We start from the raw sequence: 26,433 nt of genomic DNA, 5'->3' as shown, positions 1-26,433 counted from the left end.
CCCTACTTAGTTGACAATTTCTTTAGGGCAATCTTAATTATTTCTTCCGTTTTCAAACCTGATGTATCAGTTTTTGATAAAACATTATTTATTTCGGATCTACTATATCCTAAAGAAATCAATGCTCCAACAGCTTCATCAACAAATGAGTCAGTTTTAAAAATACTTATTTCTGTAAATATATCATCTTTTATTTTATCTTTTAATTCTAAAACAATTCTTTTACCTGTCTTTAAACCTATTCCTTGAGCTGTTGAAAGTAATTTTATATCTTCATTTAATATTGCTTGTTTAATGCTATCTGGTGTTAACGATGAAAGTATACCAAGAGCTACTTTAGGACCTATCTTAGATACTAGTAATAATAATTTAAACATTTCTAATTCTTCTTTACTAATGAATCCGTATATACTAATGCCATCTTCTCTTACATGAAAGTGTGTATGAACCTTTATACCTTTTAATTTATCTTTTAAATTACAAATTGTATTTTTTGATGTATTGATAAAATATCCAATTCCATGATTATCTATCACTATGTAATCTTCACCTATCTCGCTTATATCACCAATTATATAACTGAACATCAAATTCCTCCTATTTTATCTAATCTTAAATAAATCTTTGAATCTACCTGAATGTGCATGACATATTGCAACAGCTAAAGCATCTGCAACATCATCAGGTTTTGGAATTTCATTTAGATTTAATAATAGTTTTACCATTTCTTGAACTTGCTTTTTTTGTGCTCTACCATAACCTACAACACCTTGCTTAACTTGAAGTGGAGTATACTCATAAATATCTATTCCACAATTAACAGCTGCTAATATTTCAACCCCTCTAGCTTGTCCTATAGTAATAGCAGTCTTTACATTTTTATTAAAAAAAAGTTCTTCTATAGCAAACGCATCTGGCTTGTATTCTAAAAGTATTTTTGTTAACTCGTCATAAACAACTTTTAATCTGTAAGGTAATGAAATATTTGGTTCAGTTGTTATAGCTCCATATTTTATAGCTTTAAGTTTATTTCCCTTTTTTTCAATAACACCATAACCTACTATCGCAATTCCTGGATCTATTCCTACTATAATCATTAAATCATCTCCCTATGCAAACATATATTCGTATTATACTTTAAAATCCACACTAAGTAAATATGGTATATAAGTATTTTATCATAATTAATTAAAACAAAAAAGCTAGGTATTAACATTATCCTAGCTTTTAGCTTATAAAATTTTCTATAATGTCCCCTATTTCTTCTTCCGAATCTACTACTATACCTTTTTTTAATCTTTTCTGATCTATTTCTTTTAAAGTTGATACAGATTTGTTTATTATTTCAACTAATACTTTTTCACCCATATCATTGAACTTGAATATAGCAATCTTATTGTCTTTAACGCTTATTATGTAATGATTTGGACAATATCTATCTAATTCTCTCTTAACTATGACTTTTTCGTTTGAAAAAGACAATAATTGCCAATTTGGATGATCTGTTTCTAAATACTTCTTATAATCTTCTTCATTTAAATTTATTATTGCTTTTTCTGGTTCTACTATTTGTGTTAAAGTATCATTGCATTTTTTATAATAATTTATATATTCAATAACAGTATTAGGTCCAATAATCTTTTCTTCTTTCTCTACACTTTCAACATTACTATCGTCTTTATAGTCAACAATATTATTCTCTGTACCTTTAATCGTTAATTCCTTTTGAGGTTTCTTAATAGCTTTCTTATTCCCGACATTATATCCATATATAAAACTTATTAAAAGCAGTGAAAATGCAAAAGTTACAAATGCAACTTTTGAAATTTTTTTCATAAATATCCCTCCCAATCTCTTGAGGAATATTTTTTCCAAATTACCAATTTCTATACATTCAAAATATATTAAATATACCTTTTTAAGACTCTATCATTGATAGCATACCAACTTGCATCTTTATATATATCTTTTACGTTTTTTATAATAACACTTACAACAGAATGATAAATTTTATCCTGTTCTTCTTCCTTTAGTTTATAATCCTCTTCCTTAATACTATAATTATAGGGATTAAAATCTATTTTTAGCTGCTTATCAACATATCTATCTAAATTCTTTATCTTCTTTTTTATAATTTTGTTGCAAAATGTGTAAACTAAACCTTCAATTTGTCTATCTTTCTTCTCTTTGCTATCAATTTCTCTTCTTAAAGCTCTTCTAATCTCTGCTATCTCAAGATTACTAAAATCATAGTGAAATAGATAATTATTATTATAAAGCCCTTCAAGTCCATGTAATTCTATAGCTTTCTTCTCTAATCTATCTACCCACTTTTTATTATTATAGCCGTACTTATAACCTTCTAAATAAAAACATAATTCTAATCTATTTATATCTTCATGAATTAATACGCTTATGTTTCGAGCTATTAATTCTCTGTTTGTCCTATTTTTCAATATATATTTAATACGCCTTTTAATACTTTTTGTGCATGTATATTTAGGGCGTATATTACTTATATTTTCTTCTAAATCATATAAAGCTAGTAGGATATAAATTGAATTAATATCATTATGAAATAAAAATTGATTTTTAAGTCCTTCATATATATCCCATAGCTTTTTGGGCGCAGTTGACATAGATATCCCTCCATCTAGCAATTATTACCATAAAAAAGGAGGTTTAAACATGCATAACTTTTTTCTTTGCATAAACCAAGTTTTAATTACTTTATTATTTACATTAAAGTTTTTTTATTTAATCTTTGAATAATAGTAGACTCTATCTATCCTACTTTAGAATTACTAATAAGTCAATAGGTAAAATAACTTAATTTAACATATTGTTAAAATCACCTAAATATTTTTCAAAAAATAAAATACACTTCTAAATCGAATTTAGAAGTGTATTATGAAACTAAATTACTCTAAATCCTCTGGCATCTCCCAGTTATGATATACGTTTTGTACATCATCATTATCTTCTAAAGCATCTATAAGCTTAGTCATATTCTTGATATCATCTTCATCAGTTAATTTGCTTGTATTTTGAGGTATAAAAGAAATTTCTGCAGTTGTGAATGTGTATCCTGCTTGTTTTAATGAATCTCTCACGTTTGCAAAATCTTCTGGACTTGTTGTTATTTCAAAATATTCTTCTTCTGTTATAAAATCCTCAGCTCCAGCTTCTATTGCTTGCATCATTAACTCTTCTTCGTCAATTCCATCTTCTTTTTCAATTATTAAAACGCCTTTTCTATCAAACATAAATGAAACACAGCCAGTAGATCCTAAATTTCCACCAAATTTACTGAAATAATGTCTTATGTCAGATGCAGTACGATTTCTATTGTCAGTTAAAACTTCAACCAATACTGCAATTCCACCTGGTCCATACCCTTCATATGTTATTTCTTCATAGTTAACACCATCTAATTCTCCAGCACCCTTTTTTATTGCTCTCTCTATATTATCATTTGGCATATTTGCAGCTTTTGCTTTTTCAATAGCAGTTTTTAAAGCAGTATTATATTCTGGGTCTGCTCCTCCCTCTCTAGCTGCTACTATTATAGCTCTAGTTAATTTTGTAAAAATCTTTGCTCTTTTCGCATCTTGCTTTCCTTTTCTATGTTTTATATTAGCCCATTTTGAGTGTCCTGCCATAATTTAACCTCCTTATAAAATATATAAAAATCAAATAATTCAATACTATATATGAATAATCTATCGAAAATAATATACCATAAAAAAAGAGCAAAGGCAAAGCCTTTACTCTTCTCTCTTAAACATCAATGGCATTCTTCTCTTATGCTCACTTAATTTATTCATTGTAACTATCTTTTCTTTTACTTTTGGATCTGCTTCACCTGTTAGTATAAAGGAATCTAATTCTTTATAGCTGAATCCCATCTCGTTTTCATCTGTTTGATTTTCCCATAAACCTGCTGAAGGTGGTTTATTTATAATTATTTCAGGAATTCCTAAGAATTTAGCTAACTCTTTTACTTCAAATTTAACAAAATCTGAAATTGGAAGTAAATCTACCCCACTATCACCATATTTAGTGAAATAGCCTATAGTCAATTCACTCTTATTACCTGTACCTGCTACTAAATATTTGTTTTTCTGTGCAAAATAGTATAAGGTTGTCATTCTTAATCTTGGTTTTATATTAGATACTGCTAACAAATTAGCTCCATCATCTTTCAACTCATCTATTAAATTATCAAATGTTTTTGATAAATCAACTTTAACTGTCTTTAAGCCTATTGTTTCTGCTACTAATCTAGCATGTTCTTCATCTTTGCTGTTGCTATGGCACGGCATTATTACACCTAATGAATCCTCGGGAAAAGCTCTTTTAGCTAAGGCAGCTACTACAGCTGAATCAATACCGCCACTTAATCCAACAACTAAGCCTTTACATCCCGCTTCTTGTACTTTGTCTCTTAACCAAATTACTAGATTATCACATACTCTTTCTACATTTTCCATTTTACTACCCTCCATTAAGCGTTTAAATATAAAATACCACATTTAATGGAGATAGTAAATAGCTTACTCAAATATTCCTGTACTTAAATACCTTTCTCCGTTATCAGGAGCAATTACTACTACTTTTTTACCTTTTCCTAATTCCTTTGCTTTGTTTAAAGCTACATATATAGCTGCTCCTGATGATATACCTAACAATATTCCCTCATTTCTAGCTATTTTTCTAATTGTATCAATTGCATCTTCATCCCTAACTTTTTCTATACTATCTATCAAGTCTTTATCTAATATTTTTGGTATAAAACCTGCTCCTATACCTTGTATTTTATGTGGTCCAGGTTGCCCTCCAGATAAAACTGGTGATTTTTCAGGCTCCACTGCTACTATTTCTACATTTTTCATTTCTTGCTTTAGAACTTGAGCTACACCAGTTAAAGTACCACCTGTACCAACTCCAGCTACAAATACATCAAAATCTCCATCCATTTGTTCTATAATCTCTCTTGCAGTTGTTCTTCTATGAATTTCCGGATTGCTTGGGTTTTCAAATTGTTGCGGCATAAAGTAATTATCATTTTGTTCTAAAAGTTCTTTTGCTTTTTCTATTGCTCCTTTCATACCCTTTGCACCAGGAGTCAATACTAATTCAGCACCATAAGCTTTTAATAAGTTTCTTCTCTCTATGCTCATTGTATCCGGCATTACTAAAACTACTTTATAGCCTTTAGCTGCACCAATCATAGCCAATCCTATGCCTGTATTTCCACTAGTCGGTTCTATTATAACTGAATTCTTAGTTAATTTACCCTCTTTTTCTGCTTGTTCAATCATATTCAAAGCAATCCTGTCTTTTACACTACTTCCAGGATTAAAGTATTCAAGCTTTACATATACATCTGCACTATTTTCATCAACTGATCTGTTTAACTTTACTATAGGAGTATTTCCTACTGTTTCTATTATACTACTATAAACCATAATAACCCTCCTTTTATTTCCTAGTAATCTTATAGGTTTATATGTATATAATATTTTTTATATTATTTTTTGTCAAGTGAATAATTAAACTTATTTAAGGAAAATTTACAAATAAAATATCTTTTATGGTGATAGTATGCTACTAAATAAAAAAATATATAAGTCTTTACTAGTAGGTTTTTTAACTGGAATAATTAATGGCCTATTTGGATCAGGTGGAGGTACTATTATTGTGCCATCTCTTGTATTTTTACTAGATATAGAAGAACATAAAGCTCATGCTACAGCAATTTTCATAATTTTACCTATTACCTTAGTTAGTACTTTTATTTATTTAAAACAGGGTATGTTAGTTTACAAAGTAGCACTACCTGTAGTTATCGGGTCAATTTTAGGTAGTGTAGTAGGATCAAAATTACTAAATAAAATTCCTACAAATATACTAAGAAAAATTTTTGGCATTTTTATGATTATCGCAGCAATTAGGATGGTGATTAAATGATTCTTTTTATCATAGGTCTTTTTTCTGGAATAATAAGTGGTTTAGGTATTGGTGGAGGTACTATTCTAATTCCTGGTCTTATCTTATTTACAACTTTAACTCAACATGAAGCTCAAGGTATTAATCTCCTAGTATTTATACCAACTGCAATAACTGCATTATTCATTCATTTCTATAATAGAAATATACTTTTAAAAATAGCTTTTCCAATAATTATAACTGGACTAATTGGTGCATTTGTAGGTTCTACGATTGCAATTAATATCAATCCAAAAATGCTTAGAAAATTTTTTGCAATTTTTCTATTTTTAATGGGAATATATGAATTTTGCTACAAAAAAAAGTAAAAGGCTCCATAATGGAACCTTTTCTAATCTAAAGCTACTAAAACACAGTCATGAAAAACTATTTTTTTACCTAAACTCTCAGCTTTTTCAATAACTTCTTCGTCTGCTGTTCCTGGTTGAAACCATAAATATTCTATTCCAAGTTCGTGTGCATGCTCAATACCTTTTAACGTTACTTTAGGTGGAACAACGAAATCCACTACATCTGGTATTTTAGGTAAATCTTTTAATGTAGGATAACAAGCTTCACTATCAATATTATCATATTTTGGATTTACTGCATAAACTTCATATCCATTATCTTTTAACTTTTTCCATATTTTATAGCCGAATTTTTCTTTATTATTTGTAGCACCTACTACTGCCCATACCTTCTTTTCTAGCATTTCTTTCTTGTTCATTTCAATTTTATCCATATTATACCTCCTTTTCAGACGATATACCATACCCACGTATATTATAACTCTAAATTGTAAATTATTAAATATTCTTATTTAAAAAGAATAATATTATTTAATTATTTTACCATCCTTAACTGAATAGTATTCTTCGTCTAATTCTTCAATTTGTACTCTACCGTTAGTTATATCTATTAATAAATTTGTCAATTCAGTAATATTATCTACTTCACATAAAATAATTAAATTTACTGCTGTATCATAAGTTACATTATCTATGATATATCCACCTCTAAGTAAATCATTTTCAACTCTTCCATATAGAGTATAGTCTATTCTGGCCATTATTCTTTTAAATAATACCTTCTCAACAATAACACCAGCTTCAATACCAATCTTTGCACCTTTAGTATAAGCCCTAACTAATCCTCCAGCACCTAGCTTAATTCCACCAAAATACCTAGTTACTACAACAACGACATTTCTTAAATCTTCTTTCTTTATAACTTCAAGAACTGGTATGCCTGCAGTTCCACTTGGTTCACCATCATCACTATATCTTTGAATATTATTATTTTCGCCAAAAACATAAGCATACACATTATGTGTTGCATCTCTATGTTTAGCCCTTATCTCATTAATAAATTCAATTGCTTCTTGTTCACTATTTATAGGCTTAGCATACCCAATAAATTTCGATTTATTTATGATAATCTCATCCTTACCGTATTCATGTAATGTTTTATACTTGTTTTTCATTCTGAATCTCCCCTTTATATTAGCTTCAGCTATTCTAATTATAATCATTTAAACAAAAAAAATAAAGGGCAATAACTGCCCTATACATAAGCTACTTTTTTATCTCTTAATTTTTGATATTTTTTAAATGATAAACTAACCAAAGCTTTATCCTGGCTATATGTAATTAGTTTAAGTGCATCTTCAACATCAAAAAATCCACCATCTTTAAAGCCCTCATCCTTATTTATAATAAAATCTTTATTTTTTGCTTCCATGATGTACCATATTATTTCATTACAAACTGGTCTTTGTCTTGTAATAGAAAAAAATTCGTAACTAGTCTCCCCAGCAGTTGACACAATAGAAACCTCAAGTCCTGTTTCTTCCTTAACTCTACTTACCGCAGTCTCATGCGCTAGGAATTCGTTACGAATCTTTCCTTTAGGTAATACCCATTCACCTTTTTCATTTTTTAAAATAAAAACCTTGTCGCCATAAAACACTACACCACCAGCACAGTTTCTAAACAGCATTGGTATTCCCTCCCACTTTTTAATTTTATTATAATTTAAAATATTTTTAATTGCAATATAATTCTGAAATTTTCTTTTGCAACTAGTTTATGTTTAAAACTTAATTTATATAATTATTTTTATAGAATTTGGGAAAATTATATTTGTATTAATCTTTCACGAGGTGATTAAATGTATATAATTTATCATTGTGTCGGGGGAGCTCATTCGTCTGCAATAGCATCTGCAATTCATCTTGGTCTACTCCCAAATAATAAAAAACCTAGTTTAAAAGATATACTTTCTTTATCATACTTTGATACGTTAAACAAAAAAGACCAAGGTAAAATTATTTTTCGAGGTATAGATGAAAAAGGACATAAAGTATTTACATTAAGCAGACAATTTGTACCACATCTTGTAATACCAGCAATAAAAGATGCATGGGAGCTTGCTGGAGGAAATAAAGATGATTTATTACTAGTCAATACAATGGATGGTGTAAATATCTTAATGAAAATAGGAGGCTTTAGCTCAAGACGACTTAATCTTGTTGCATTTGGACGTCCTATAGTTGCATATGGTACAATACTATCATATAACAAATTAGTTAAAATAGTTGAAAACACTAAAAAGCTAATTTGCTAATTTTGCTTCAATGCTAACTAAAGAATTGTAAGCTGCTTTTTTTACATAATCTTTTTCTTTCTCATAAGTAATTATTTTTCTAAGTTTATCAATTGTTTCTTCATTGCCTATATATTTTAAAGCTTTTGCTGCGTATTGTCTAACCTGAGGATTTATATCTTCCAATGCCTCCTCTAACCAATCTTTGGTTTTCTCATCTTTAATTTTACCAAGAGCTGAACAGCATAGTCTCCTTATATTTACATGCTTACTTCTCAGCTCCATTCTAATGAAAGGTAGTAACCTTTTATCCTTAAGCTCTCCTATTAACCATATTAAAATCATTCTGTCCTCAATATTTTTGAATCTGATATATCTTTTGTATATTTCCATTACTAAAACTTCTTTTTCAGTTTTATTCATCCTATTTAAATATTCCAATCTATCTTCCTTGTTCAAACTAATTATTCTAATTAGTAAATCTTCTTCTGATATTTTTTTACTTAAATTAATCTTACATTCTAAAATATGTCTTTCAATCTGTTCTTTAGACATCCTTCTAATAATAGAAATTTCATCAACACTCCTACCTTCTAAATATAGTAAGTAAGTTATTTGATAATCTTTCAGTTCTTTTAAATTACTCCAAGTTAGTTCAGCTTTTTTCATATAGTCTCATCCTTATTTTCAGTTACATATTTATAATACTTGTTGTAATTAGCTTCATCTAATACAGTTTTTATTAAAACACCATTTTCTTGATAATTATATTCTTCAACCTTAGCTGTATCAAAAAATTTAGACATTATATCTAAATCACTATAAGGAACCAAAAGATTTACTTTATAATATTTCTTACTAAAGTAATCTTGTATCATGTTCAATAATTTATCAATATTCTTACCTTCTTTTGCAGATATAAACAATTTTGGTCCACTGATATTATATACTAGGTCTTCTTCTTTAATTTTATCTACTTTATTGAAAACAGTTATAATAGGTTTATCAAAAACTCTCAAATCTTTAATAATGTCTAAAGTTGTTTTAATTTGTATATCTAAATCTTTATTAGTACAATCAACTACATGAAGTAATAAATCGGCAAATTTTATTTCTTCTAAAGTACCTTTAAATGCTTCAATTAAATGAGTTGGCAACTTACTTACAAAACCAACTGTATCTGTTATTAAAAAATCATGTCCATTAGGTAGTTTTGCTCTTCTTAGTGTTGTCTCCAATGTAGCAAAAAGCATATCATATGCAAATACTTCTTTATTTTCAAAATCTTCACTACAAATATTTAAAATAGTATTTAGTAAAGTGGATTTTCCTGCATTTGTATACCCAATTAAAGCAACAATTGGCAACGAAGATTTGTCTCTACGTTTTCTCTTAACCTCTCTAACTTTTTTTACTTCTTGTAATTGTCTCTCTATTTCTGAAATTCTCCTTAATATATGCCTTCTATCAATTTCCAATTTTTTCTCTCCTGGACCTCTAGTCCCAATACCAGCACCTGTTCTTGACAGGGATTTACCTAAACCTACTAATCTAGGTAATCTATACTTTAATTGTGCTAATTCAACCTGTAATTTTCCTTCTTTAGTTGTCGCTCTATTTGCAAATATATCTAATATTAATGTAGTTCTATCAATAATCTTTCTTTCTACTATACTTTCGATATTTCTCATTTGCATACCTGATAGTTCATCATTAAAAACAACTGTATCTATATCTAACTCATCACAATATAATCTAATTTCTTCAACTTTACCTTTACCTATAAAATAAGATGAATCTATTCTATTTCTCTTTTGAACAATACTTGAAATCGGTATTCCTCCAGCAGCCTTTACTAGCTCTTCTAACTCTTTCATTGAACTTTCTATACTAATCTGTGATTTTTTTTGTAAGTCTATACCTACTAACAAAACTCTTTCATCTTCTGTAGTGTTAATGTAAATTGCCATAAATTCACCTCTTTAAAATTGTCATTAGTCACTCGCCATTCGCTATTCGTTAAATTGTTACAATAAAACTTTTAACACTAACTTTAATTATTTTTAACTAATAATATAATATATCATTTTTATATTCTTTTCTAGATATATCTAGTCAGGTACAACGTTTAATATTTCATTTTCAGGCACTCTAATATAATATTGAGGCACATCTCCTACTATTACTGTTTCGGCTATCGGTACATTAGTTGATACTTGTATTGTTTCTGAAGTCAAGGGAACAATAATTCTAACATTAGTTTTTATCGTTAAAAAAACTTTATGTCTAGTTTGATTTATACCCGATTCCTCAAACTCTGTTGTAAAATCTACAGTTACTGTGCCTTGTGGTACTATATTTATATTTATTTTAGGCCCCCATTGAGATAGTATCTGACTATTAAGTGCATTTCCTAAAGGAATTCTTATATTACTTGCTGCTATTTGTCTCATGTTTTCCTGAACTTCTAATGCTACTTCGGATGCAATGCTATTCATTAAAACTGTATTGGCTTGCATCATTGTAACTTTGCCTTGATTATCATATTTTAGAAAAATTAAATCATTATAATTAATATCTTCATTTATTTTTGCTCGTACTGCATCATTTATCGCTTGCGTCGCTATCATTCTAGCTTTAGCCTCACAAATGGCCAAAACCGTTGGTTTGATATTTCTATCTATTATAATAAATCCGTAAATTATTATAACTAATATCACAACTAATATAATAAAAGTTTTTTTCTTTTTATTTCTAGCTTGTTTCAAAATAAACACCCCTCCTAACATTATATGCAGGAAGGGTGAAAAAGTTTTAATTAAAAAGCTCTCATATACTACTTATATTTAAAAATTTATTTTGTTAATGTCTATAAGGTCTTCTGTGATAAGGTTTACGATACCTTCTTCTCCTGTATATCATTACCAATAGCAAGAACCATAACAACAAGCTTGTAGGACTAAAAAATTGATTCTCTAACTCCCTATCTGATATTTTTTTGTTTTCTGATGATTCTACATTTATTAATCGCTTTAGTTTTTCAATTTCTCTTTTAATATCTTCTGTTACAAAACCTTCAAATTTAGAAATTGCTTCAAGATTTTTAATGTGTCTTCTTTTAACCGCATCAGGAACCTCTTTTTGAACTCTTTCTATTTCTTGGTAAATATATTTATCAGATTTATCTTCATATTTTTCAAGAAATTCATTAAATTTATTTATAATAATATCATCGTATAGTATTCTATTGAACATATAATCAAAATTTAGTTTATTATTATCCATTTTTTAACCTCCTTTCTTCCTGTGTTTTTTCACTAGTATAATATGTTTATATGTTTTTTAAGTTACATAATATTTTAAAATGACAGCATATTTATTGCATAACCTACTCTAATTTAACAAACTTCTGTTTATATGTTATAATTAACTTTGATGTTGGTGCCCTCATTTTAAAGGAGGTAATATTATGACAGAAAACAAAAAAAGATCTAAAAAGAAGAAAAAGCTCAGCATCCTAAAGTTCATACTAATTGTTTTATTATTGGTAATATTTATTACTGTTGGTTCTGTTGGAGGTCTTGTATTTGCAGTTATAAAAAACACGCCCAAAATTGATCCAACAAAAATTGATTCTCTTTTAAGTGAAAATTCTATTATTTTAGATAAGAATGGAAATCTTATTGAAAAAATTGAAACTCAAGAATACAGAACAATAATAAAAGATCTTGATGAAATCCCTGATTATTTAGAAAATGCTTTTATTGCTATAGAAGATGCTAGATTTAGAAAACATATAGGTTTAGATTTTATCAGAATAATCGGAGCTTTAATTAAAGACATAAAAGAAAGACAAATTGTAGAAGGTGGAAGTACAATAACCCAACAGCTTGCAAAAAATGTATATTTAAGCCGTGAAAAAAAACTTACTAGAAAAATCAAGGAAGCTTATATAGCAATACAAATCGAAAGACACCTCACAAAAGATCAGATTTTAACACTATACCTTAATACAGTCGACTTAGGCAAAGGTGCTTTCGGAATTCAAGAAGCTGCTCAAACATATTTTTCAAAAAACGTTAATGAATTGACTCTAGCAGAAAGTGCATTATTAGCTGGTATACCAAAAAGCCCAACAATCTATTCTCCATATATTTTATTAAAATCGGAAAATGTTGATAAAGATAAATATTACGTCATTGGAGAATATGATATATATGGAACAAAGTATACTGCTGTATTTAACAATAAGGCTCTTGAAAGACAGAGATTAGTACTAAAAATGATGAAAGAACAAAACTATATTACTGAAGAGGAATATCAAAAGGCACTTAAAGAAGATATAAAGAAAGCTATAAAACCAGGGCAGAAAAAAATAAAAGGTATTTCATCATACTTTACTGATTATGTAAAAGAACAAGTTTTAGACACTTTAGTAAACAAGTTAGGATATACAAAGGAACAAGCCAAAAGAGAATTATATACAGGTGGTTTAAAAATATATTCTACTATGGATATTGATATGCAGCATAAAGTAGAAAAAATTTATGATAATTTCATTAATGTCATAGTAGGAGATACATCTAAAGTAAAAGGACCTGTATTAATAAGCTGGTCAAGAGATAAGTATGGAAATGTTCTAGATAGCTATAAAAAAGTTATACTTTACAAAAAAGAAAATCTATTAGATAAAAATTATAATTTAATTATAGAAAAAGGAACTTTTGATTTTTCTAATGGTAATCTTATAATAAGAAATAAAAAGTTAAATGTATATCCAAAAACTGTAGATATAACAGATTACTATACTATTGACAGCAATAAAAATCTAGTTACACATACTGTTGGTTCTCTTGATATTTCAAAAGAAAATTACTATATAGATAAAAAGAAAAGAGTAGTCATTAAAAGTAATTTCTTAAATCAAAATAAAGATTTTTATAAAGTTGATGAAAATAAAAACCTTTTAATTAATTCAAAATATTTCTATATTAATAAAACAGGTATTGTACAGCCACAATCTGCTGTAGTAATTATGGATTATACAACAGGTGAGATAAAAGCTTTAGTTGGCGGAAGAAATGTAAAGGGTAACAAAGTCCTTAACAGAGCTGTTCATTCACAACGACAGCCTGGTTCTGCTATAAAACCAATAGCAGTTTATTTACCAGCTTTAGACAATGGGTATACTGCAGCTACAGTAATAGATGATATTCCACATTATGATAGTAAAGGGAATCTATGGCCTGAAAACTGGTATGGTAAAACTAAATATGGAAAGAAAAGAAAAGATGATGACTTTTTAGGTTTAACTACTCTAAGAGAAGCCGTTGAACAATCAGTAAATGTTATCGCAGTAAAAGTATTACAAGATATAGGCATCGACACTTCAATTGAATATTTAACTAGAGAAGGTATAATAAATGAAGCTGATCCAAGCAAAGACAACTTCGTATCAAGAAGCGAAAATAAAAGAGTTAATGATGAGAATTTAGCTTCACTTGCTCTTGGTGGTTTGTCAAAAGGATTTACACCATTAGATATGACTAAAGCTTATGCTTCTATTGCTAATCAAGGTATTTATATTGAACCGATTTCTTTTACAAAAATTGTTGACAGAGATGGCAATGTTATATATGAAAATAAAGCTCTTAAAAACAGAGTTGTTACACCACAAGTAGCATATCTTATGACTGATATTCTGAAAGGAGTTGTAACAAGAGGTACTGGTTGGAGAGCTCAGCTTTATCAGTATAATACAACAATACCAGTTGCTGGTAAGACTGGTACAACACAAAACAAAGCAGATGCTTGGTTTATTGGATACACTCCATATTATATTGGTGGTGTTTGGATAGGTAATGATAATCCTGGGGTCAAACTATCACAAGGTAGTAAAATAGCATCTATCTTATGGAAAAACATCATGAAAGAAATCCATAATGGTTTTGAACCTAAAGACTTTGTTAAGCCTCAAGGATTTGTTGTTAGAAATATCTGTACAGAATCCGGTAAACTGGCAACAGATTTATGCGAAAGAGACCCTCGTGGAAGTACTGTTAAAGCAGAAATTTTTATAAAAGGTACAGAGCCAACTGAATTCTGTGACGTTCATGTAGAAGCATTAATAGATACAAGTACAAATAAATTAGCTAATAAATTCTGTCCACCAGAACTAGTTGAAAAAAGAGTATTTATAAAAAGAAAAGTTCCATATATACCAGAAGAAAATGATGGTTATATCCCAATGGATTATCAATATACATTACCAACAGAAGTATGTGATGTACACAATGAAGAAAACAGTTTTAAAGATTGGCTGAATAAATGGTTCTTCAACAATACTGAACAAAATACAAATCAAAACAACGAAAGTAACCAACAAAATATAAATACTCAAGAAAATAACACTGAAAATAACATGAACGATTAAAGAGGCTTTTGAGCCTCTTTATTTTTTATCGACTTTCATCTTATCTTTATCTTTTGCTCTAAGAAAATCTGGTCTTTGATATACTTCTGGAATAGGTTTTCTTGTTAATACTGTAGATAAAGCTTTTGCATTAAATGGTATTAACGGCCAAGTGTAATTAATACCTCCAAAAGATTTTGTTCTTAATAAAGTAATTAAAAATATAAAGATACCTATTACAAAACCAATCGTGCTAAATAATCCGGTCAAAATAAGCAATATTAATCTAAATATCCTTATCGCCATAGCAAATTCAATACTTGGAGTTGCAAACATTCCTATACCAGCAATTGCACCATATAAAACTGTTTCTGGTATAAACCATCCAACTTTGATTGCAAAATCACTCAAAAGCAATGCTCCTATAATTCCAAGAGAAGTTGTTAATGCATTTGGTGTATGTATTGATGCTATTCTTAACATATCTAAACCTATCTCTAATATTATAAATTGAAATAATAAAGGTATCGCTCCTGATTCTTTAGGACCAATGAACTTTAAAAATTCTGGTAACAAAGCCTTATTCTTAGTTAGCAATAGCCACAATGAAGGTAAAAGATATGATAAAATAATAGCTAAAAATCTTATCCACCTTATATAAGTTCCTATAATAGGATTTTGATAGTAATCTTCTGCATGTTGTGTAAAATGAAAAACGCAAACGGGTAATATCATTACGCTAGGTGTTGTATCAACCAACAATACTACATGCCCCTCTAATAAATGTGCTGCAGCTACATCTGGTCTTTCAGTAAATTTGGCTTGAGGGAATGGATTTAAATTTCTACCTAAAATAAACTCTTCTAAACTCTTTTCAGCCATTACTAAGGAATCAATATCTATGCTCTTTATTTTTTCTCTAAGACTATCAATCAAATCCTTATTTGTAATATCTTCAATATAGCCAATAACTACATCATTTTGAGACCTTTTACCAACTTTATATAATTCAAAACGTAAATTTGGATCTCTTATCCTTCTCCTTATTAAAGCAGTATTAAAGACAATAGTTTCAACAAAGCCATCCCTAGAACCTCTCGTAACTTTCTCTAAATCTGGTTCTTCCGGCCCTCTTGCTGGATAAGTTCGTACATCAATTATCAAAGCTTCTTTTAAATCCTCAATAAACAAAACAGCAGACCCTGATAATAAAGAATATTGAATTTCCTCTAAATCTTCACTACTATCACACTCAATATATGATATCTTTCTTTTAATTAATTTATTTAAAGTATTCGGTATTATTTCTTCTCTATTAACCTCTTGCAGTCTTTTTATTATCCATATCATTAGTTCATCTTTTACAAAACCATCTATAAAAAAAAGAGAGGCATTTTTGCCAGCAACTTCAAAATCTCTCCTAACAGCATCAAAACTTTTTCCTACACCTATTTTTTCAGAAATGTAATTTATTCTTTCGTCATATACTTTCATTACTATCACCTTGTTTATTCATTCTTAATATTTCTTCTATTGCCTTAGTCAAAATAGGAGCTCCTATTTTTGAGTCATCTTTCCCATTCATTTTGCCTATATCTCCAATCCCTACTATAACTGGCACTTTATATTTATTTAGAACATCTACAGTATCTCCATATAAGACTTTGCTATTAGTTTCTGTGCCGCATTTATTAACTGCATTTTCTACCTTTTCTCCTTTTGAGTTAATTGAAAAATCTACTGCAACTCCATCAACGCCTTCAGTATTTGAAGCTACAGCTATAACCCCCAAAACCTCTATTTCTTCACTTTTAAGTATCTCTTCTATAACTTGTTCCCCTTGTCCTTGGTTAGGATTACCTTTATCATCTACCATAACAATGACTGGATCATATTTTGCTATCTTTACTAATTCAATAATTTCTTCACCTGATAAAGGAGTTGGATTCCCAGCAGACCTAGAAATACATCTTCCTCCTACCCTAGCAGTTGCCATCTCAACTGCTCTACGTGCATTAATATCACCATCAGTAACTAAAATAACTCTCCTTTTCAAAGTATCACTTCCAATAATCAACTTTTTGTTTTAGGATTGAATATTAAAGACATTATATAACCAAAAAATATTGCTGCTGATACACCTCCTGCAGTAGCTTGAATGCCACCAGTAAAGATGCCTATTAAACCATCTTTATCTACTGCTTTAAAAACACCTTTCGCCAAAGAATAACCAAAACCTGGTAATGGCACGGTAGCTCCTGCTCCACCAATATTTACTATTGGCTCATATATTCCTATTGCAGTCAATACTACTCCAGAGGTAACAAAAGCTACTAGTACATGTGCTGGTGTTAGCTTAGTTCCATCCATTAGTAATTGTCCAATCACACAAATTAAGCCACCAATGATAAAAGCTCTTATATACTCCATTAAATCCCTCCTATTCTCTTGTATTACTAATAGTAACTGCATGAGCTATTCCTGGAATTGACTCTCCTTGTTGTGTACTTGTAGTTGAATGTAGTGCTCCAGTTGAAACTAATAATACTCTATTTAGATCTCCATTTTTAAGTAACTTGTAAATATATCCACAAAATACTACAGCTGAACAACCACACCCACTGCCCCCTGCATGAGTATCCTGTCTTTCATGGTCGAATATTTCAATTCCACAATCAGTAAATATTCCTGAAATATCATAACCTGCTTTAGCTATAAATTCCTCAGCTATTTCTTTACCTATTTTAGCTAAATCTCCAGTTATTATTAAATCATAATCTTCTATTCTATATCCCGTATCTTTAAAATGTTGTATTATAGTATCTGCTGCTGCCGGAGCCATTGCAGCTCCCATATTATTTGCATCCTTAACACCAGCATCTACTACCTTTCCAGTTGTAACATGAGTAACATATGGACCTAGACCACTTGAAGATAAAACAGCAGCTCCAGCTCCAGTAACGGTCCATTGAGAAGTTGGTGGCCTTTGATTGCCTAACTCTAGAGGAAATCTAAACTGCCTTTCAGCAGTACAAAAATGACTTGATGTAGCACAAACTAGATAATCTGCATATCCTCCGTCAACAAGCATAGAACCTAAACTCAAACTTTCTGACATTGTTGAACAAGCACCATACAGACCAAAATAAGGTATACCTAAATTTCTTACTGCATATGAAGACGATATAATTTGATTCAATAAATCTCCTGCCAAAACGTACTCGACCTGTGTTTCAGATAACTGCGCATTTTTTATTGCCATCTTTATAGCATCTTCAAGAATTTTAGATTCGCACTTTTCCCAAGTTTTTTGACCACATAAATCATCTTCTAAAATATAGTCAAAATACTCCTTAAGTGGTCCATCACCTTCCTTTGGCCCAACAATACTATAAGTTGATATTATAGAAGGTGGATTATCGAATTTTACTGTTTGTTTTCCAAGTTTCTTTACAGCCAAGTGCACACCTCCTTATTTCTTTATTAAATAATATATTAAGCCTACTATAACTGAACTACCAAAGCCATACACAAGAACTGGTCCTGCAATTGTAAACATTCTTGCTGCTACTCCAAATATGAAGCCTTCTCTTTTAAATTCCATTGCTGGCGATACAATAGAATTCGCAAAACCTGTTATTGGCACTATAGAACCTGCTCCTGCTCTTTTTCCTAACTTGTCATACAGTCCTAAACCAGTAAAAAAAGCTCCAAGAAATACTAGAGTAATTGCTGTTGCTGTCGATACTCCTTCTTTATCAAGACCTAAACTTTTATAGAAATTTATTACAAACTGGCCAAATGTACATATAAGCCCACCAACAAAAAAAGCCCAAAGACAATTTTTTAGGTAACTAGGTTTCGGGATTTTCTCCTGAACATATTTGTTGTAATCCTTAGGATTAATCTTATCCATAAAATCACCCCTTTACTTAATTTGATTTATTTTTTTAAAGAATTCACATTTTGACACTAAATCATCAGAATTTATTGCATTCTCTTGATATCTTAATTCATTCTCATTTATATTTTCTTTAAAAATACTTTTACCTAACTCCTTATAATATTTCATAATATCCTCTGTCATTTCATCACCTTATCTTTCTAAAACTAGCCATTGTATTAATGAACCTACAGTTTTTCCGATAGCTATAGCTATTAAAATATAAATAATGTAATCTTTTATTTTAACCCTTCTTTCAAAAACAGCTACTACATTAATAACTTCAGCTAGTGCAGCTGCTAAAATACCAATAAAAATTCCCATTATTAATCCTATCGGAATTAAGTAAATTTCATTTATCTTTAACGTAACATCAAAAAAATCTAACAGTGTAATTACTACAACTGACAAGACCATAACTTTCTCATAAATATTAATAAACTTCTCTGTATGAGACATTTTAGCCAAACTTGGAATTATATTTAATAATACGATAACTGCAATAAAGGCACTTCCAATTACAATGCCTCCAGAAAACCCTATTAATGTTAAAAGAATATATTTGAACATTTTCATCACCATATTTTGTTAATTAATCTTCATTTTTGTTATTCATCTTATAATCATCTATATCTTTCTTATATTTATACATTTCTATTTCTAATGGACTAGGCTCTTTTTTACCTTTCTTACCAAATTGGTTTAAAAAAATGGCCATGCCAATACCAATGCCCAAAGAATATGATATCTGTAATGTTAGTGGTTTATCAGTTTTTTTCCCAGTTATAAGATAGTATATTATCTTATGTGATTTTTCCATATTTACATCTGCATGAAAATTTATTATAGCAAGACCAGCCCCAATAAAAAGAATCAAAGATATTAAAAATACTTTAATCAATTGAACAAACTTATTTGAGTCACTAATATTTATATCTACTAAAACTTCATCTACTCCAAATGTTGATATTGTCAAATTTTTATATTCAGCTTCTATCTTTTTAATTACTTCAAGTACAGATATCTTCACAAACTTCTTATCATTAGGTGTTTTAATTAGCTTAATATCTAATATAGCCTTCTGTAAGTTCACATCCTCACAGTAAACATCAGCAATATCTTTTATCCTTACTGACTCTTGCTTTTCCTTTGTAGCTTTTGTTTTAAAAAATAAATATACATTAGTATTTTTTATAGCATATCACCCCATTGTTATTAATATTTACATTAAAAACTAACTTAGCTCTTTTAGGAATTTGTTTCATAGACTTATTACTTAGAAATACATACCACCCAAAAGTAACAAGTACAATAAATAAAAATAAGCAAACAATAATTTTAAAATACCTTTTCATGCAACCACTCCATTTCTTTTACATATTTTATTATTTACTTCTATCTTTCTTTTAATACAAAAAAATAGGCATCTAAGTTTGATACCTATTTAAATAGTTTCTCATATTTTGTAAAACTCTTTTTTCTATTCTTGAAACTTGAACTTGTGATATTCCTAGCATTTCAGCAATTTCGGTCTGTGTTTTATCTTTAAAATATCTCATTATAATGATTTGTCTTTCTCTCGGCTCTAGTTGACTTAAAGCCTGTTTAAGAACAATTCTATCTAATACTTCTAAATCTTCAGTCTCGTTATTGCCAATTTTATCTATTAAATGAATTGGTGAACCATCATCATGGTGTATTACATCATACAAATAATCAGGCTGATAGTTAGAATCTAATGCCATTACAACTTCTTCCTTATCTATTTTTACTTCATCACATATCTCATTTATAGTTGGTTCTCTCCCTAATTTTTTGGCTAATTTTTCTTTTGCTAACTTAACTTTTGCTGCAGTTTGTTTAAGTGATCGACTAACCTTTATTATCCCATCATCTCTTAAAAATCTCTTTATCTCACCTATAATCATAGGAATTGCATATGTAGAAAACCTAACTTCATATTTAGGTTCAAATTTTTGAATCGCTTTAATTAAACCAATACAACCTAATTGAAATAGATCCTCTGTATCATACCCTCTATTATTAAATCTTTTTAATACACTCCTAACTAATCCTAAATTGTGATCTACAAGTATTGCTTGAGCCTCTTTATCGCCAGCTTGTGCTTTTTTTATTAATTTAATAGTTTCTTCATGACTAAGCAATTCAGTAGAGGTTTTTCTCAACGTACTAGTGCTCATATTATCTACCCCTCAGATGATAGACTTTTAAATTCTTTTACCATCTTGATTATAGTACCTTTACCTACCTCTGATTGTACTTTTAGTTCATCCATAAAAGTTTCCATTACTGTAAATCCCATACCTGATCTTTCCATTTCAGGCCTCGAAGTATAAAACGGTTCCATAGCTTTCTCTATATCTTCTATTCCTTTACCCTTGTCCTCAACAATTATTTCCAATTTATTTTCTATTATTCTGCATTCTATAGTAATTATCCCCATTTTATTTTCATAACCATGAATTATTGCGTTAGTAACTGCTTCTGATACTGCTGTTTTAACATCAGCTAACTCTTCAATAGTAGGATCTAATTGAGACGCAAATGAAGCTACTACCACTCTAGCAAAAGCCTCGTTTTGTGACTTACTTGGTATTTCTAATTTCATGTAATTATCATGCATACAAAACACCCCCTTATATATTGTCTAAAGCATTATTAACAGAATCATAAATCTTAATTATCTTTGTTATTCCTGACATTTCCAAAATTTTCTTGACTCTATTACTCGCATTTACTAATAATAATTTTCCATCATTATTCATTGCTTTTTTATATCTTCCTAGAATTAAACCAATACCAGAACTGTCCATAAAATTCAAATTATCTAAATCTAGAATAATATTTTTTAACATTTTTTCATCAAAATAATCATCTATCTCTTTCCTGATGTTTTCTGCAGTATGATGATCTAACTCCCCACTAAAGCCTACAACTAAAGTTTTACCTATTATATAAAAGTTTAATTGCAAAACTAACCCCCCTATCTTTTAATATCTTATCATTTATTCTCTATCAACATATATTTTCCCTTCAATGAAAATTGTCTTGTTTTGTAATTTAAAGTAATATTTCATCAAAAATACTTCTTAAAATAATGATAAACTTTATCAAAATATTCTGATATAATATATACAAAGCATATTATAAAGGTGGTGAATTATGATAAAAGTCTTATTTACTTATAACTATGGGAAAGAAAAAATGAAAAAAATCGAAGATTTAGGCTATCAAATTGTGTATATTAAAGAACAAGAACTATCCTATAATGAGAAAATAAAAGACATAGAAGTTCTTGTATGTTATAACCCTTTCAACTTTTTAGATATTACTAAATTACATAAGCTAAAATGGATTCAATTATCAAGTATTGGTATAGATCAAGTTCCTAAACAACATTTATTAGAAAAACAAATTTTGTTAACTAATAACAAAGGTGGATATAGTATACCCATGGGTGAATGGGTTGTATTAAAAATACTTGAAATGCTAAAAAGAAGTAAAAGTTTCTATCAAAAGCAAAGTAGTAGGCTTTGGAAAATTGACACTTCTATTATAGAGCTTTATGGGAAAACAATAGGTTTTATTGGAACTGGAAGTATTGCTTATGAATCAGCAAAGAGGCTTAGAGGATTTGAAGCAAATATATATGGATTAAATACTACAGGAAGAGATGTAGAGTACTTCGATAAATGCTTCAGTATTTCCGAATTTGATCACTTTTTAAGCTTATGCGATATTTTAGTTCTTACCATTCCATACACTGAAAAAACTCATCATTTACTTGATGAAAGCAAATTTAAAATTATGAAAGACGGTGTATATATTGTAAATGTTTCTCGTGGTAGTATAATAAATGAAAGCGACTTAATTAAATACCTAAAAAATAGGAAAATAAGATTTGCTGCACTAGACGTTTTTGAAAAAGAACCATTAAATGAGACTAACCCTTTATGGGAATTTGATAATGTTATAATAACACCACATAATTCTTGGGTTTCAGAAATGAGAAATGAAAGAAGATATAACGTTATATATGAAAATATGAAAAGGTACATCAATGGTGAAAAACTAATTAACATTGTTGACTTAAAAAAAGGATATTAAAAAGCCATCGGACTTTACCGATGGCTTTACTTTTAATTATTCTGCACTTTCATTCGCTTCTAAAAGTAAATCTTCTTCAGCTGTACTCTTACCAAAGAAATGTACTATACCTACTAGAAGTGCTGCACCAACTATAAGAGATACTATTGGACTTAATTTAAATATTCCAACTATAATATAACCTAATATAGCAATTCCAGCAGCTGTCAAAGAATAAGGTATTTGAGTCTTAACATGGTCTATATGGTCTGATGCAGAAGCCATAGATGACATAATTGTTGTATCTGAAATCGGTGAACAATGGTCACCAAAAATAGAACCAGTTAAAACTGCACTTAATGTTGCTATTAAAAGATTTGAAGCTCCAGTTCCAGCTAAAATATAACTATTAGCAAGAGGTAATGCTAAAGGAATTACTATTGCCATAGTTCCCCAAGAAGTTCCTGTTGCAAATGCAACAACACAAGAAATCAAGAATACAATAATTGGTAATAAACCACTAGGTAATTTATCAGATACTACCTTAACAAGGAAATCAGCAGTACCTACTGAACTAGTAACACTGCCTAATGACCATGCTAGAACTAGAATAATACATGTAATTAATAATGACTTAGAACCATCAACCCAAGATTCCAATGCTTCTCCTAAAGATAATATTTTCTGAGATATTGCCATAACAATAGCAACTATACTTGCAACTATTGATGCCCAAACTAATACAACACTGGCATCTGCATTACCGAAACAAGTTCTAATATCATACCAGTTTATACCTTCACTATAAGTATATCCATTATACCAAAGACCTATAAATGCAACTATTATCAAAGTAAGAATTGGTACTATTGCATTTGATGCTCTAAGCTTGATTCCTTCTTTAAGTTCCATTTTAGTAATTTCATCACTAGCCATAGGTTTAGCATCGTCTGCTAATACTTTACCTGTTAGCCTAGCTCTTTTCTCTGCTTTATACATTGGACCAAAATCTTTTAATTTAAAAGCTATAATAAAAACTAATAATAATGCGAATATACTATAAAATCTATAAGGAATAGTATTAACAAATACTTCATAGATATTAGCTTTTATACCTAAACTTTCATAAGCATCTTTAATAAGACCAATTTCATATCCTATCCAAGTAGAAATTAAAGCCATACCTGTAACAGGAGCAGCAGTTGAGTCTACTATATAAGCTAATTTTTCTCTTGATATTTTTAGCTTGTCAGTTAGAGGTCTCATTGTTGGTCCTACTATAAGGGTATTTGCATAATCATCAAAGAAAACTATAATTCCCATAAGCCAAGTAACTATTTGTGCACTTCGTACAGTCTTAGCTTTTTTAGCTAATGCTTCAGCAATAGCTTTAGTTCCTCCCATTTTACCTATAACACCTATCATACCACCAATACTTAAGGTAAATACCAATATTGCTGCATTCCATGAATCTGCAACAGAATTGATTACAAAATTATCTAAAGTTCTTAAAAATCCATAGAAAATATTACCACCATTTAACATTACTGAACCAATAAAAACACCTAAAAATAATGACAACAATACCTGTTTAGTAATAAAAGCTAAAGCAATCGCTAATAATGGTGGCAAAATAGATAACCAACCAAATTGAGGTGTTTCACCATCTGGTACATCTGGTGTTAAAAATGCAACTAAAACAAACAGTAGCACAATGAGGACAACGCTTAAAATGTTTTTATTTTTCATTTAACCACTCCTTATAAATATTTATTGATATATGTTAATTTTTGTTAACATTACACCTCCTTTTATTAAATTTTTGTAATTTATTTTTTTATATTCTATAAATATTTAGCATCTCCTTCTTTTATATCTTTTTTATTTTCAACATTTTTTAATTTTCTGAATTTATGGCCAAAAAATAAAATGCGACATAATCGCATTTTATTTTCACCTCTTATTTAACCTAACATATTAATTCATCTTCTATTTCATATCCTAATTCTCTTAAGTAATCATAATTCAAATACTTAGGAAGCTTTCGCTTCGCATCTCTTGTTGATTTTATTGCAAAACTTAAATCAACCATATTTTTATTTGAATAAATTTGATAATTATCTCTTAACATAGCAGGAGTACTAATAAGCATAATTGTATTAGCACCTGCTTTTAAAGCTAGAGTTTGTCCATCTGGGTGCAATGTAGCTATCGCTGTAGTAGCTGGTAAAAATACATGTTGACATACTATTCTAGTAACAGCTACAACTTTTAATGTCAGTTCAAGATCACCTGGTTTATAATTTTCATATGGTGTTCCCTTAGCTGGTAAAAAAGGTCCAAAGCCAATCATATGAATACCAAAATCTCTCTGAAATATAATATCTTCAGCTATTTCATCTATAGTTTGAGTAGGTAACCCTATCATTCCACCAGAACCTGCTCTCATTCCAGCTTCTTTAATAAGTTTAGTATGTTTTACTCTAACATCATAATCATCATCAGGATGGATTAATTCAAATAACCTTCTACTTGCAGTTTCTATTTTTAATAGATAATTATTAACACCTGCATCACCAAATAGTCTATACTCTTCTTCGTCTCTTTCTCCCACACTTAAAGTAATTCCCATTCTAAACTTTTGCTTTATTTTTTTAATAATTGACAATAGCATATCAGTTGTATAATATGGGTCTTCACCTGATTGTAATATTACTGTTTTTATACCTATTTTGTATAACTTCTCGACCTCATTTATTATTTCTTCTTCAGTCATTCTATACCTATTTATTTTATTATCTCTTCTAACACCACAGTAATTACAATTCTTTCTACAATAGTTAGAAAATTCTATTGCAGCTCTTATTTCTATCCTGTCACCAACACATTCTTTTCTTATAATATCTGCTACTCGAATTAATGCATTATACTCTTCATTTTCTACTTCTAGCAAATATTTTATTTCTTCCTTGCTTAATTCTATATTAGCCTCTATTTTTTTCACTATATCTTTAAAAGTATCTGAAATATTCATATTAAATATTTCAGTTAAATCGTATTTGTATTTATCTTTTAAAGAATAAATCCCTTCATATTCAATATTATTTTTCTTTATTATTTCTTTTACTTTTTGTTCAAATTTTTTATCAAACTTTATAGCTGTCGTACATACTCCACCAAACCCTTTTGGTGTAGGAATTAAATCATTTTCTATACCTTCTTTATCCAATAAATCCTTACTAAACAACATCTGCGATTTAGAAGAACAAACTAAAATATACGGTTCTTCAAACTTATTCTTCAGAAACTTGTTAATCAGTGCCATAATAATCCCTCTTTATTTAATAAATTGTTTTTTCTAATAGTAAATTAT

33 protein-coding genes are annotated in these 26,433 nt (G+C 29.1%); 5 read left to right on the top strand and 28 right to left on the bottom strand.

Annotated features, from left to right (window positions below; translation table 11 throughout):
• Positions 1–2 precede the first annotated feature (2 nt).
• From ruvA to cysK, 7 genes are all read right to left on the bottom strand, one after another.
• Positions 3–587 carry a Holliday junction branch migration protein RuvA gene (gene ruvA / locus TR13x_RS01245; RefSeq protein ID WP_054870064.1) on the bottom strand — a complete coding sequence of 195 codons (585 nt, stop codon included), beginning with the start codon at positions 585–587 and terminating at the stop codon, positions 3–5.
• A 15-nt stretch (positions 588–602) separates the two neighbouring features.
• Positions 603–1,097 carry a crossover junction endodeoxyribonuclease RuvC gene (ruvC, locus tag TR13x_RS01240; RefSeq protein WP_054870063.1) on the bottom strand — a complete coding sequence of 165 codons (495 nt, stop codon included), beginning with the start codon at positions 1,095–1,097 and terminating at the stop codon, positions 603–605.
• A gap of 130 nt (positions 1,098–1,227) precedes the next feature.
• Entirely contained in the window at positions 1,228–1,836 is a 609-nt protein-coding gene (locus TR13x_RS01235) for a BofC C-terminal domain-containing protein (protein WP_054870062.1), read from the bottom strand.
• 68 nt (positions 1,837–1,904) lie between these two features.
• Complete coding sequence (locus TR13x_RS01230) at positions 1,905–2,639, bottom strand: hypothetical protein (RefSeq protein ID WP_054870061.1); 735 nt, start codon at positions 2,637–2,639, stop codon at positions 1,905–1,907.
• Between the two features lie 282 nt (positions 2,640–2,921).
• Positions 2,922–3,662 (bottom strand): YebC/PmpR family DNA-binding transcriptional regulator, encoded by a 741-nt coding sequence (locus tag TR13x_RS01225; RefSeq protein WP_054870060.1) that lies wholly within the window; start codon positions 3,660–3,662, stop codon positions 2,922–2,924.
• 105 nt (positions 3,663–3,767) lie between these two features.
• Positions 3,768–4,493 carry an NAD(+) synthase gene (nadE, locus tag TR13x_RS01220; RefSeq protein ID WP_054870059.1) on the bottom strand — a complete coding sequence of 242 codons (726 nt, stop codon included), beginning with the start codon at positions 4,491–4,493 and terminating at the stop codon, positions 3,768–3,770.
• Positions 4,494–4,556: 63 nt separating this feature from the next.
• Entirely contained in the window at positions 4,557–5,471 is a 915-nt protein-coding gene (gene cysK / locus TR13x_RS01215; RefSeq protein ID WP_054870058.1) for a cysteine synthase A, read from the bottom strand.
• A 136-nt stretch (positions 5,472–5,607) separates the two neighbouring features.
• On the opposite strand from cysK, the gene TR13x_RS01210 reads away from it, so the two are divergent.
• Positions 5,608–5,973 (top strand): sulfite exporter TauE/SafE family protein, encoded by a 366-nt coding sequence (locus TR13x_RS01210; protein WP_054870057.1) that lies wholly within the window; start codon positions 5,608–5,610, stop codon positions 5,971–5,973.
• On the top strand, positions 5,970–6,320 hold the full coding sequence (locus tag TR13x_RS01205; RefSeq protein ID WP_054870056.1) for a sulfite exporter TauE/SafE family protein: 351 nt from the start codon (positions 5,970–5,972) through the stop codon (positions 6,318–6,320). The genes TR13x_RS01210 and TR13x_RS01205 overlap by 4 nt, the downstream gene beginning before the upstream one ends.
• Before the next feature lie 23 nt (positions 6,321–6,343).
• Here TR13x_RS01205 and TR13x_RS01200 read toward each other — a convergent pair whose 3' ends face one another.
• From TR13x_RS01200 to TR13x_RS01190, 3 genes are all read right to left on the bottom strand, one after another.
• Positions 6,344–6,736 (bottom strand): CoA-binding protein, encoded by a 393-nt coding sequence (locus TR13x_RS01200; protein ID WP_054870055.1) that lies wholly within the window; start codon positions 6,734–6,736, stop codon positions 6,344–6,346.
• 93 nt (positions 6,737–6,829) lie between these two features.
• Positions 6,830–7,477 (bottom strand): YigZ family protein, encoded by a 648-nt coding sequence (locus tag TR13x_RS01195; RefSeq protein ID WP_054870054.1) that lies wholly within the window; start codon positions 7,475–7,477, stop codon positions 6,830–6,832.
• Positions 7,478–7,557: 80 nt separating this feature from the next.
• A complete protein-coding gene (locus tag TR13x_RS01190; protein ID WP_054870053.1) occupies positions 7,558–7,992 on the bottom strand; it encodes an NUDIX hydrolase in 435 nt (144 codons plus the stop codon).
• A gap of 171 nt (positions 7,993–8,163) precedes the next feature.
• Here TR13x_RS01190 and TR13x_RS01185 point away from each other — a divergent pair, with 171 nt between their 5' ends.
• The gene (locus TR13x_RS01185) at positions 8,164–8,619 is read left to right on the top strand and encodes a DUF3189 family protein (RefSeq protein WP_054870052.1); all 456 of its coding nucleotides are present in this window, start codon (positions 8,164–8,166) and stop codon (positions 8,617–8,619) included.
• Here TR13x_RS01185 and TR13x_RS01180 read toward each other — a convergent pair.
• The 4 genes from TR13x_RS01180 to TR13x_RS01165 form a co-directional block, all read right to left on the bottom strand.
• Positions 8,608–9,267: a HEAT repeat domain-containing protein gene (locus tag TR13x_RS01180; protein ID WP_054870051.1), complete on the bottom strand. Its 660-nt coding sequence runs from the start codon at positions 9,265–9,267 to the stop codon at positions 8,608–8,610. The two genes, TR13x_RS01185 and TR13x_RS01180, sit on opposite strands and share 12 nt — an antisense overlap.
• Positions 9,264–10,568, bottom strand: coding sequence for a GTPase HflX (gene hflX, locus TR13x_RS01175; protein WP_054870050.1), 1,305 nt, complete (start codon positions 10,566–10,568; stop codon positions 9,264–9,266). The genes TR13x_RS01180 and hflX overlap by 4 nt, the downstream gene beginning before the upstream one ends.
• 141 nt (positions 10,569–10,709) lie before the next feature.
• Entirely contained in the window at positions 10,710–11,366 is a 657-nt protein-coding gene (gene yunB, locus TR13x_RS01170; RefSeq protein ID WP_082394733.1) for a sporulation protein YunB, read from the bottom strand.
• 94 nt (positions 11,367–11,460) lie between these two features.
• Entirely contained in the window at positions 11,461–11,883 is a 423-nt protein-coding gene (locus TR13x_RS01165) for a hypothetical protein (RefSeq protein ID WP_054870048.1), read from the bottom strand.
• 184 nt (positions 11,884–12,067) lie between these two features.
• On the opposite strand from TR13x_RS01165, the gene TR13x_RS01160 reads away from it, so the two are divergent.
• Positions 12,068–15,031 carry a penicillin-binding protein 1A gene (locus TR13x_RS01160; protein WP_054870047.1) on the top strand — a complete coding sequence of 988 codons (2,964 nt, stop codon included), beginning with the start codon at positions 12,068–12,070 and terminating at the stop codon, positions 15,029–15,031.
• Between the two features lie 18 nt (positions 15,032–15,049).
• Here TR13x_RS01160 and TR13x_RS01155 read toward each other — a convergent pair whose 3' ends face one another.
• From TR13x_RS01155 to spoIIAA, 12 genes are all read right to left on the bottom strand, one after another.
• Positions 15,050–16,504: a spore germination protein gene (locus TR13x_RS01155; protein ID WP_054870046.1), complete on the bottom strand. Its 1,455-nt coding sequence runs from the start codon at positions 16,502–16,504 to the stop codon at positions 15,050–15,052.
• Positions 16,491–17,066, bottom strand: a complete 576-nt coding sequence (locus TR13x_RS01150) for a stage V sporulation protein AE (RefSeq protein WP_054870045.1) — start codon at positions 17,064–17,066, stop codon at positions 16,491–16,493. Before TR13x_RS01150 ends, TR13x_RS01155 begins: the two co-directional genes overlap by 14 nt.
• 17 nt (positions 17,067–17,083) lie before the next feature.
• A complete protein-coding gene (gene spoVAE / locus TR13x_RS01145) occupies positions 17,084–17,440 on the bottom strand; it encodes a stage V sporulation protein AE (protein ID WP_054870044.1) in 357 nt (118 codons plus the stop codon).
• Positions 17,441–17,450: 10 nt separating this feature from the next.
• Entirely contained in the window at positions 17,451–18,476 is a 1,026-nt protein-coding gene (gene spoVAD, locus TR13x_RS01140; RefSeq protein ID WP_369813256.1) for a stage V sporulation protein AD, read from the bottom strand.
• A 6-nt stretch (positions 18,477–18,482) separates the two neighbouring features.
• Positions 18,483–18,926, bottom strand: coding sequence for a stage V sporulation protein AC (gene spoVAC / locus TR13x_RS01135; protein ID WP_054870042.1), 444 nt, complete (start codon positions 18,924–18,926; stop codon positions 18,483–18,485).
• 12 nt (positions 18,927–18,938) lie between these two features.
• Positions 18,939–19,082 carry a hypothetical protein gene (locus TR13x_RS11090; protein WP_161802919.1) on the bottom strand — a complete coding sequence of 48 codons (144 nt, stop codon included), beginning with the start codon at positions 19,080–19,082 and terminating at the stop codon, positions 18,939–18,941.
• A gap of 24 nt (positions 19,083–19,106) precedes the next feature.
• The gene (locus TR13x_RS01130) at positions 19,107–19,523 is read right to left on the bottom strand and encodes a stage V sporulation protein AB (RefSeq protein WP_054870041.1); all 417 of its coding nucleotides are present in this window, start codon (positions 19,521–19,523) and stop codon (positions 19,107–19,109) included.
• A 22-nt stretch (positions 19,524–19,545) separates the two neighbouring features.
• Positions 19,546–20,079, bottom strand: coding sequence for a stage V sporulation protein AA (locus tag TR13x_RS01125; protein ID WP_242851709.1), 534 nt, complete (start codon positions 20,077–20,079; stop codon positions 19,546–19,548).
• A 55-nt stretch (positions 20,080–20,134) separates the two neighbouring features.
• Positions 20,135–20,308 carry a hypothetical protein gene (locus TR13x_RS11085; RefSeq protein WP_161802918.1) on the bottom strand — a complete coding sequence of 58 codons (174 nt, stop codon included), beginning with the start codon at positions 20,306–20,308 and terminating at the stop codon, positions 20,135–20,137.
• A 72-nt stretch (positions 20,309–20,380) separates the two neighbouring features.
• Complete coding sequence (sigF, locus tag TR13x_RS01120) at positions 20,381–21,154, bottom strand: RNA polymerase sporulation sigma factor SigF (protein WP_054870039.1); 774 nt, start codon at positions 21,152–21,154, stop codon at positions 20,381–20,383.
• Between the two features lie 5 nt (positions 21,155–21,159).
• Positions 21,160–21,597, bottom strand: coding sequence for an anti-sigma F factor (spoIIAB, locus tag TR13x_RS01115; RefSeq protein WP_054870038.1), 438 nt, complete (start codon positions 21,595–21,597; stop codon positions 21,160–21,162).
• A 13-nt stretch (positions 21,598–21,610) separates the two neighbouring features.
• The gene (spoIIAA, locus tag TR13x_RS01110) at positions 21,611–21,946 is read right to left on the bottom strand and encodes an anti-sigma F factor antagonist (protein ID WP_054870037.1); all 336 of its coding nucleotides are present in this window, start codon (positions 21,944–21,946) and stop codon (positions 21,611–21,613) included.
• 190 nt (positions 21,947–22,136) lie between these two features.
• Between spoIIAA and TR13x_RS01105 the strand changes: the two genes are divergently transcribed.
• A complete protein-coding gene (locus tag TR13x_RS01105; protein ID WP_054870036.1) occupies positions 22,137–23,081 on the top strand; it encodes a phosphoglycerate dehydrogenase in 945 nt (314 codons plus the stop codon).
• A 36-nt stretch (positions 23,082–23,117) separates the two neighbouring features.
• Here TR13x_RS01105 and TR13x_RS01100 read toward each other — a convergent pair whose 3' ends face one another.
• Both TR13x_RS01100 and hydE read right to left on the bottom strand, forming a co-directional pair.
• Positions 23,118–24,809 carry a Na+/H+ antiporter NhaC family protein gene (locus TR13x_RS01100; protein ID WP_054870035.1) on the bottom strand — a complete coding sequence of 564 codons (1,692 nt, stop codon included), beginning with the start codon at positions 24,807–24,809 and terminating at the stop codon, positions 23,118–23,120.
• Positions 24,810–25,029: 220 nt separating this feature from the next.
• Entirely contained in the window at positions 25,030–26,385 is a 1,356-nt protein-coding gene (hydE, locus tag TR13x_RS01095; RefSeq protein WP_054870034.1) for a [FeFe] hydrogenase H-cluster radical SAM maturase HydE, read from the bottom strand.
• Positions 26,386–26,433 lie beyond the last annotated feature (48 nt).

This window comes from Caloranaerobacter sp. TR13 (assembly GCF_001316435.1).
Classification (GTDB): domain Bacteria; phylum Bacillota; class Clostridia; order Tissierellales; family Thermohalobacteraceae; genus Caloranaerobacter.
This window is presented reverse-complemented; position numbering and strand designations above follow the sequence as displayed.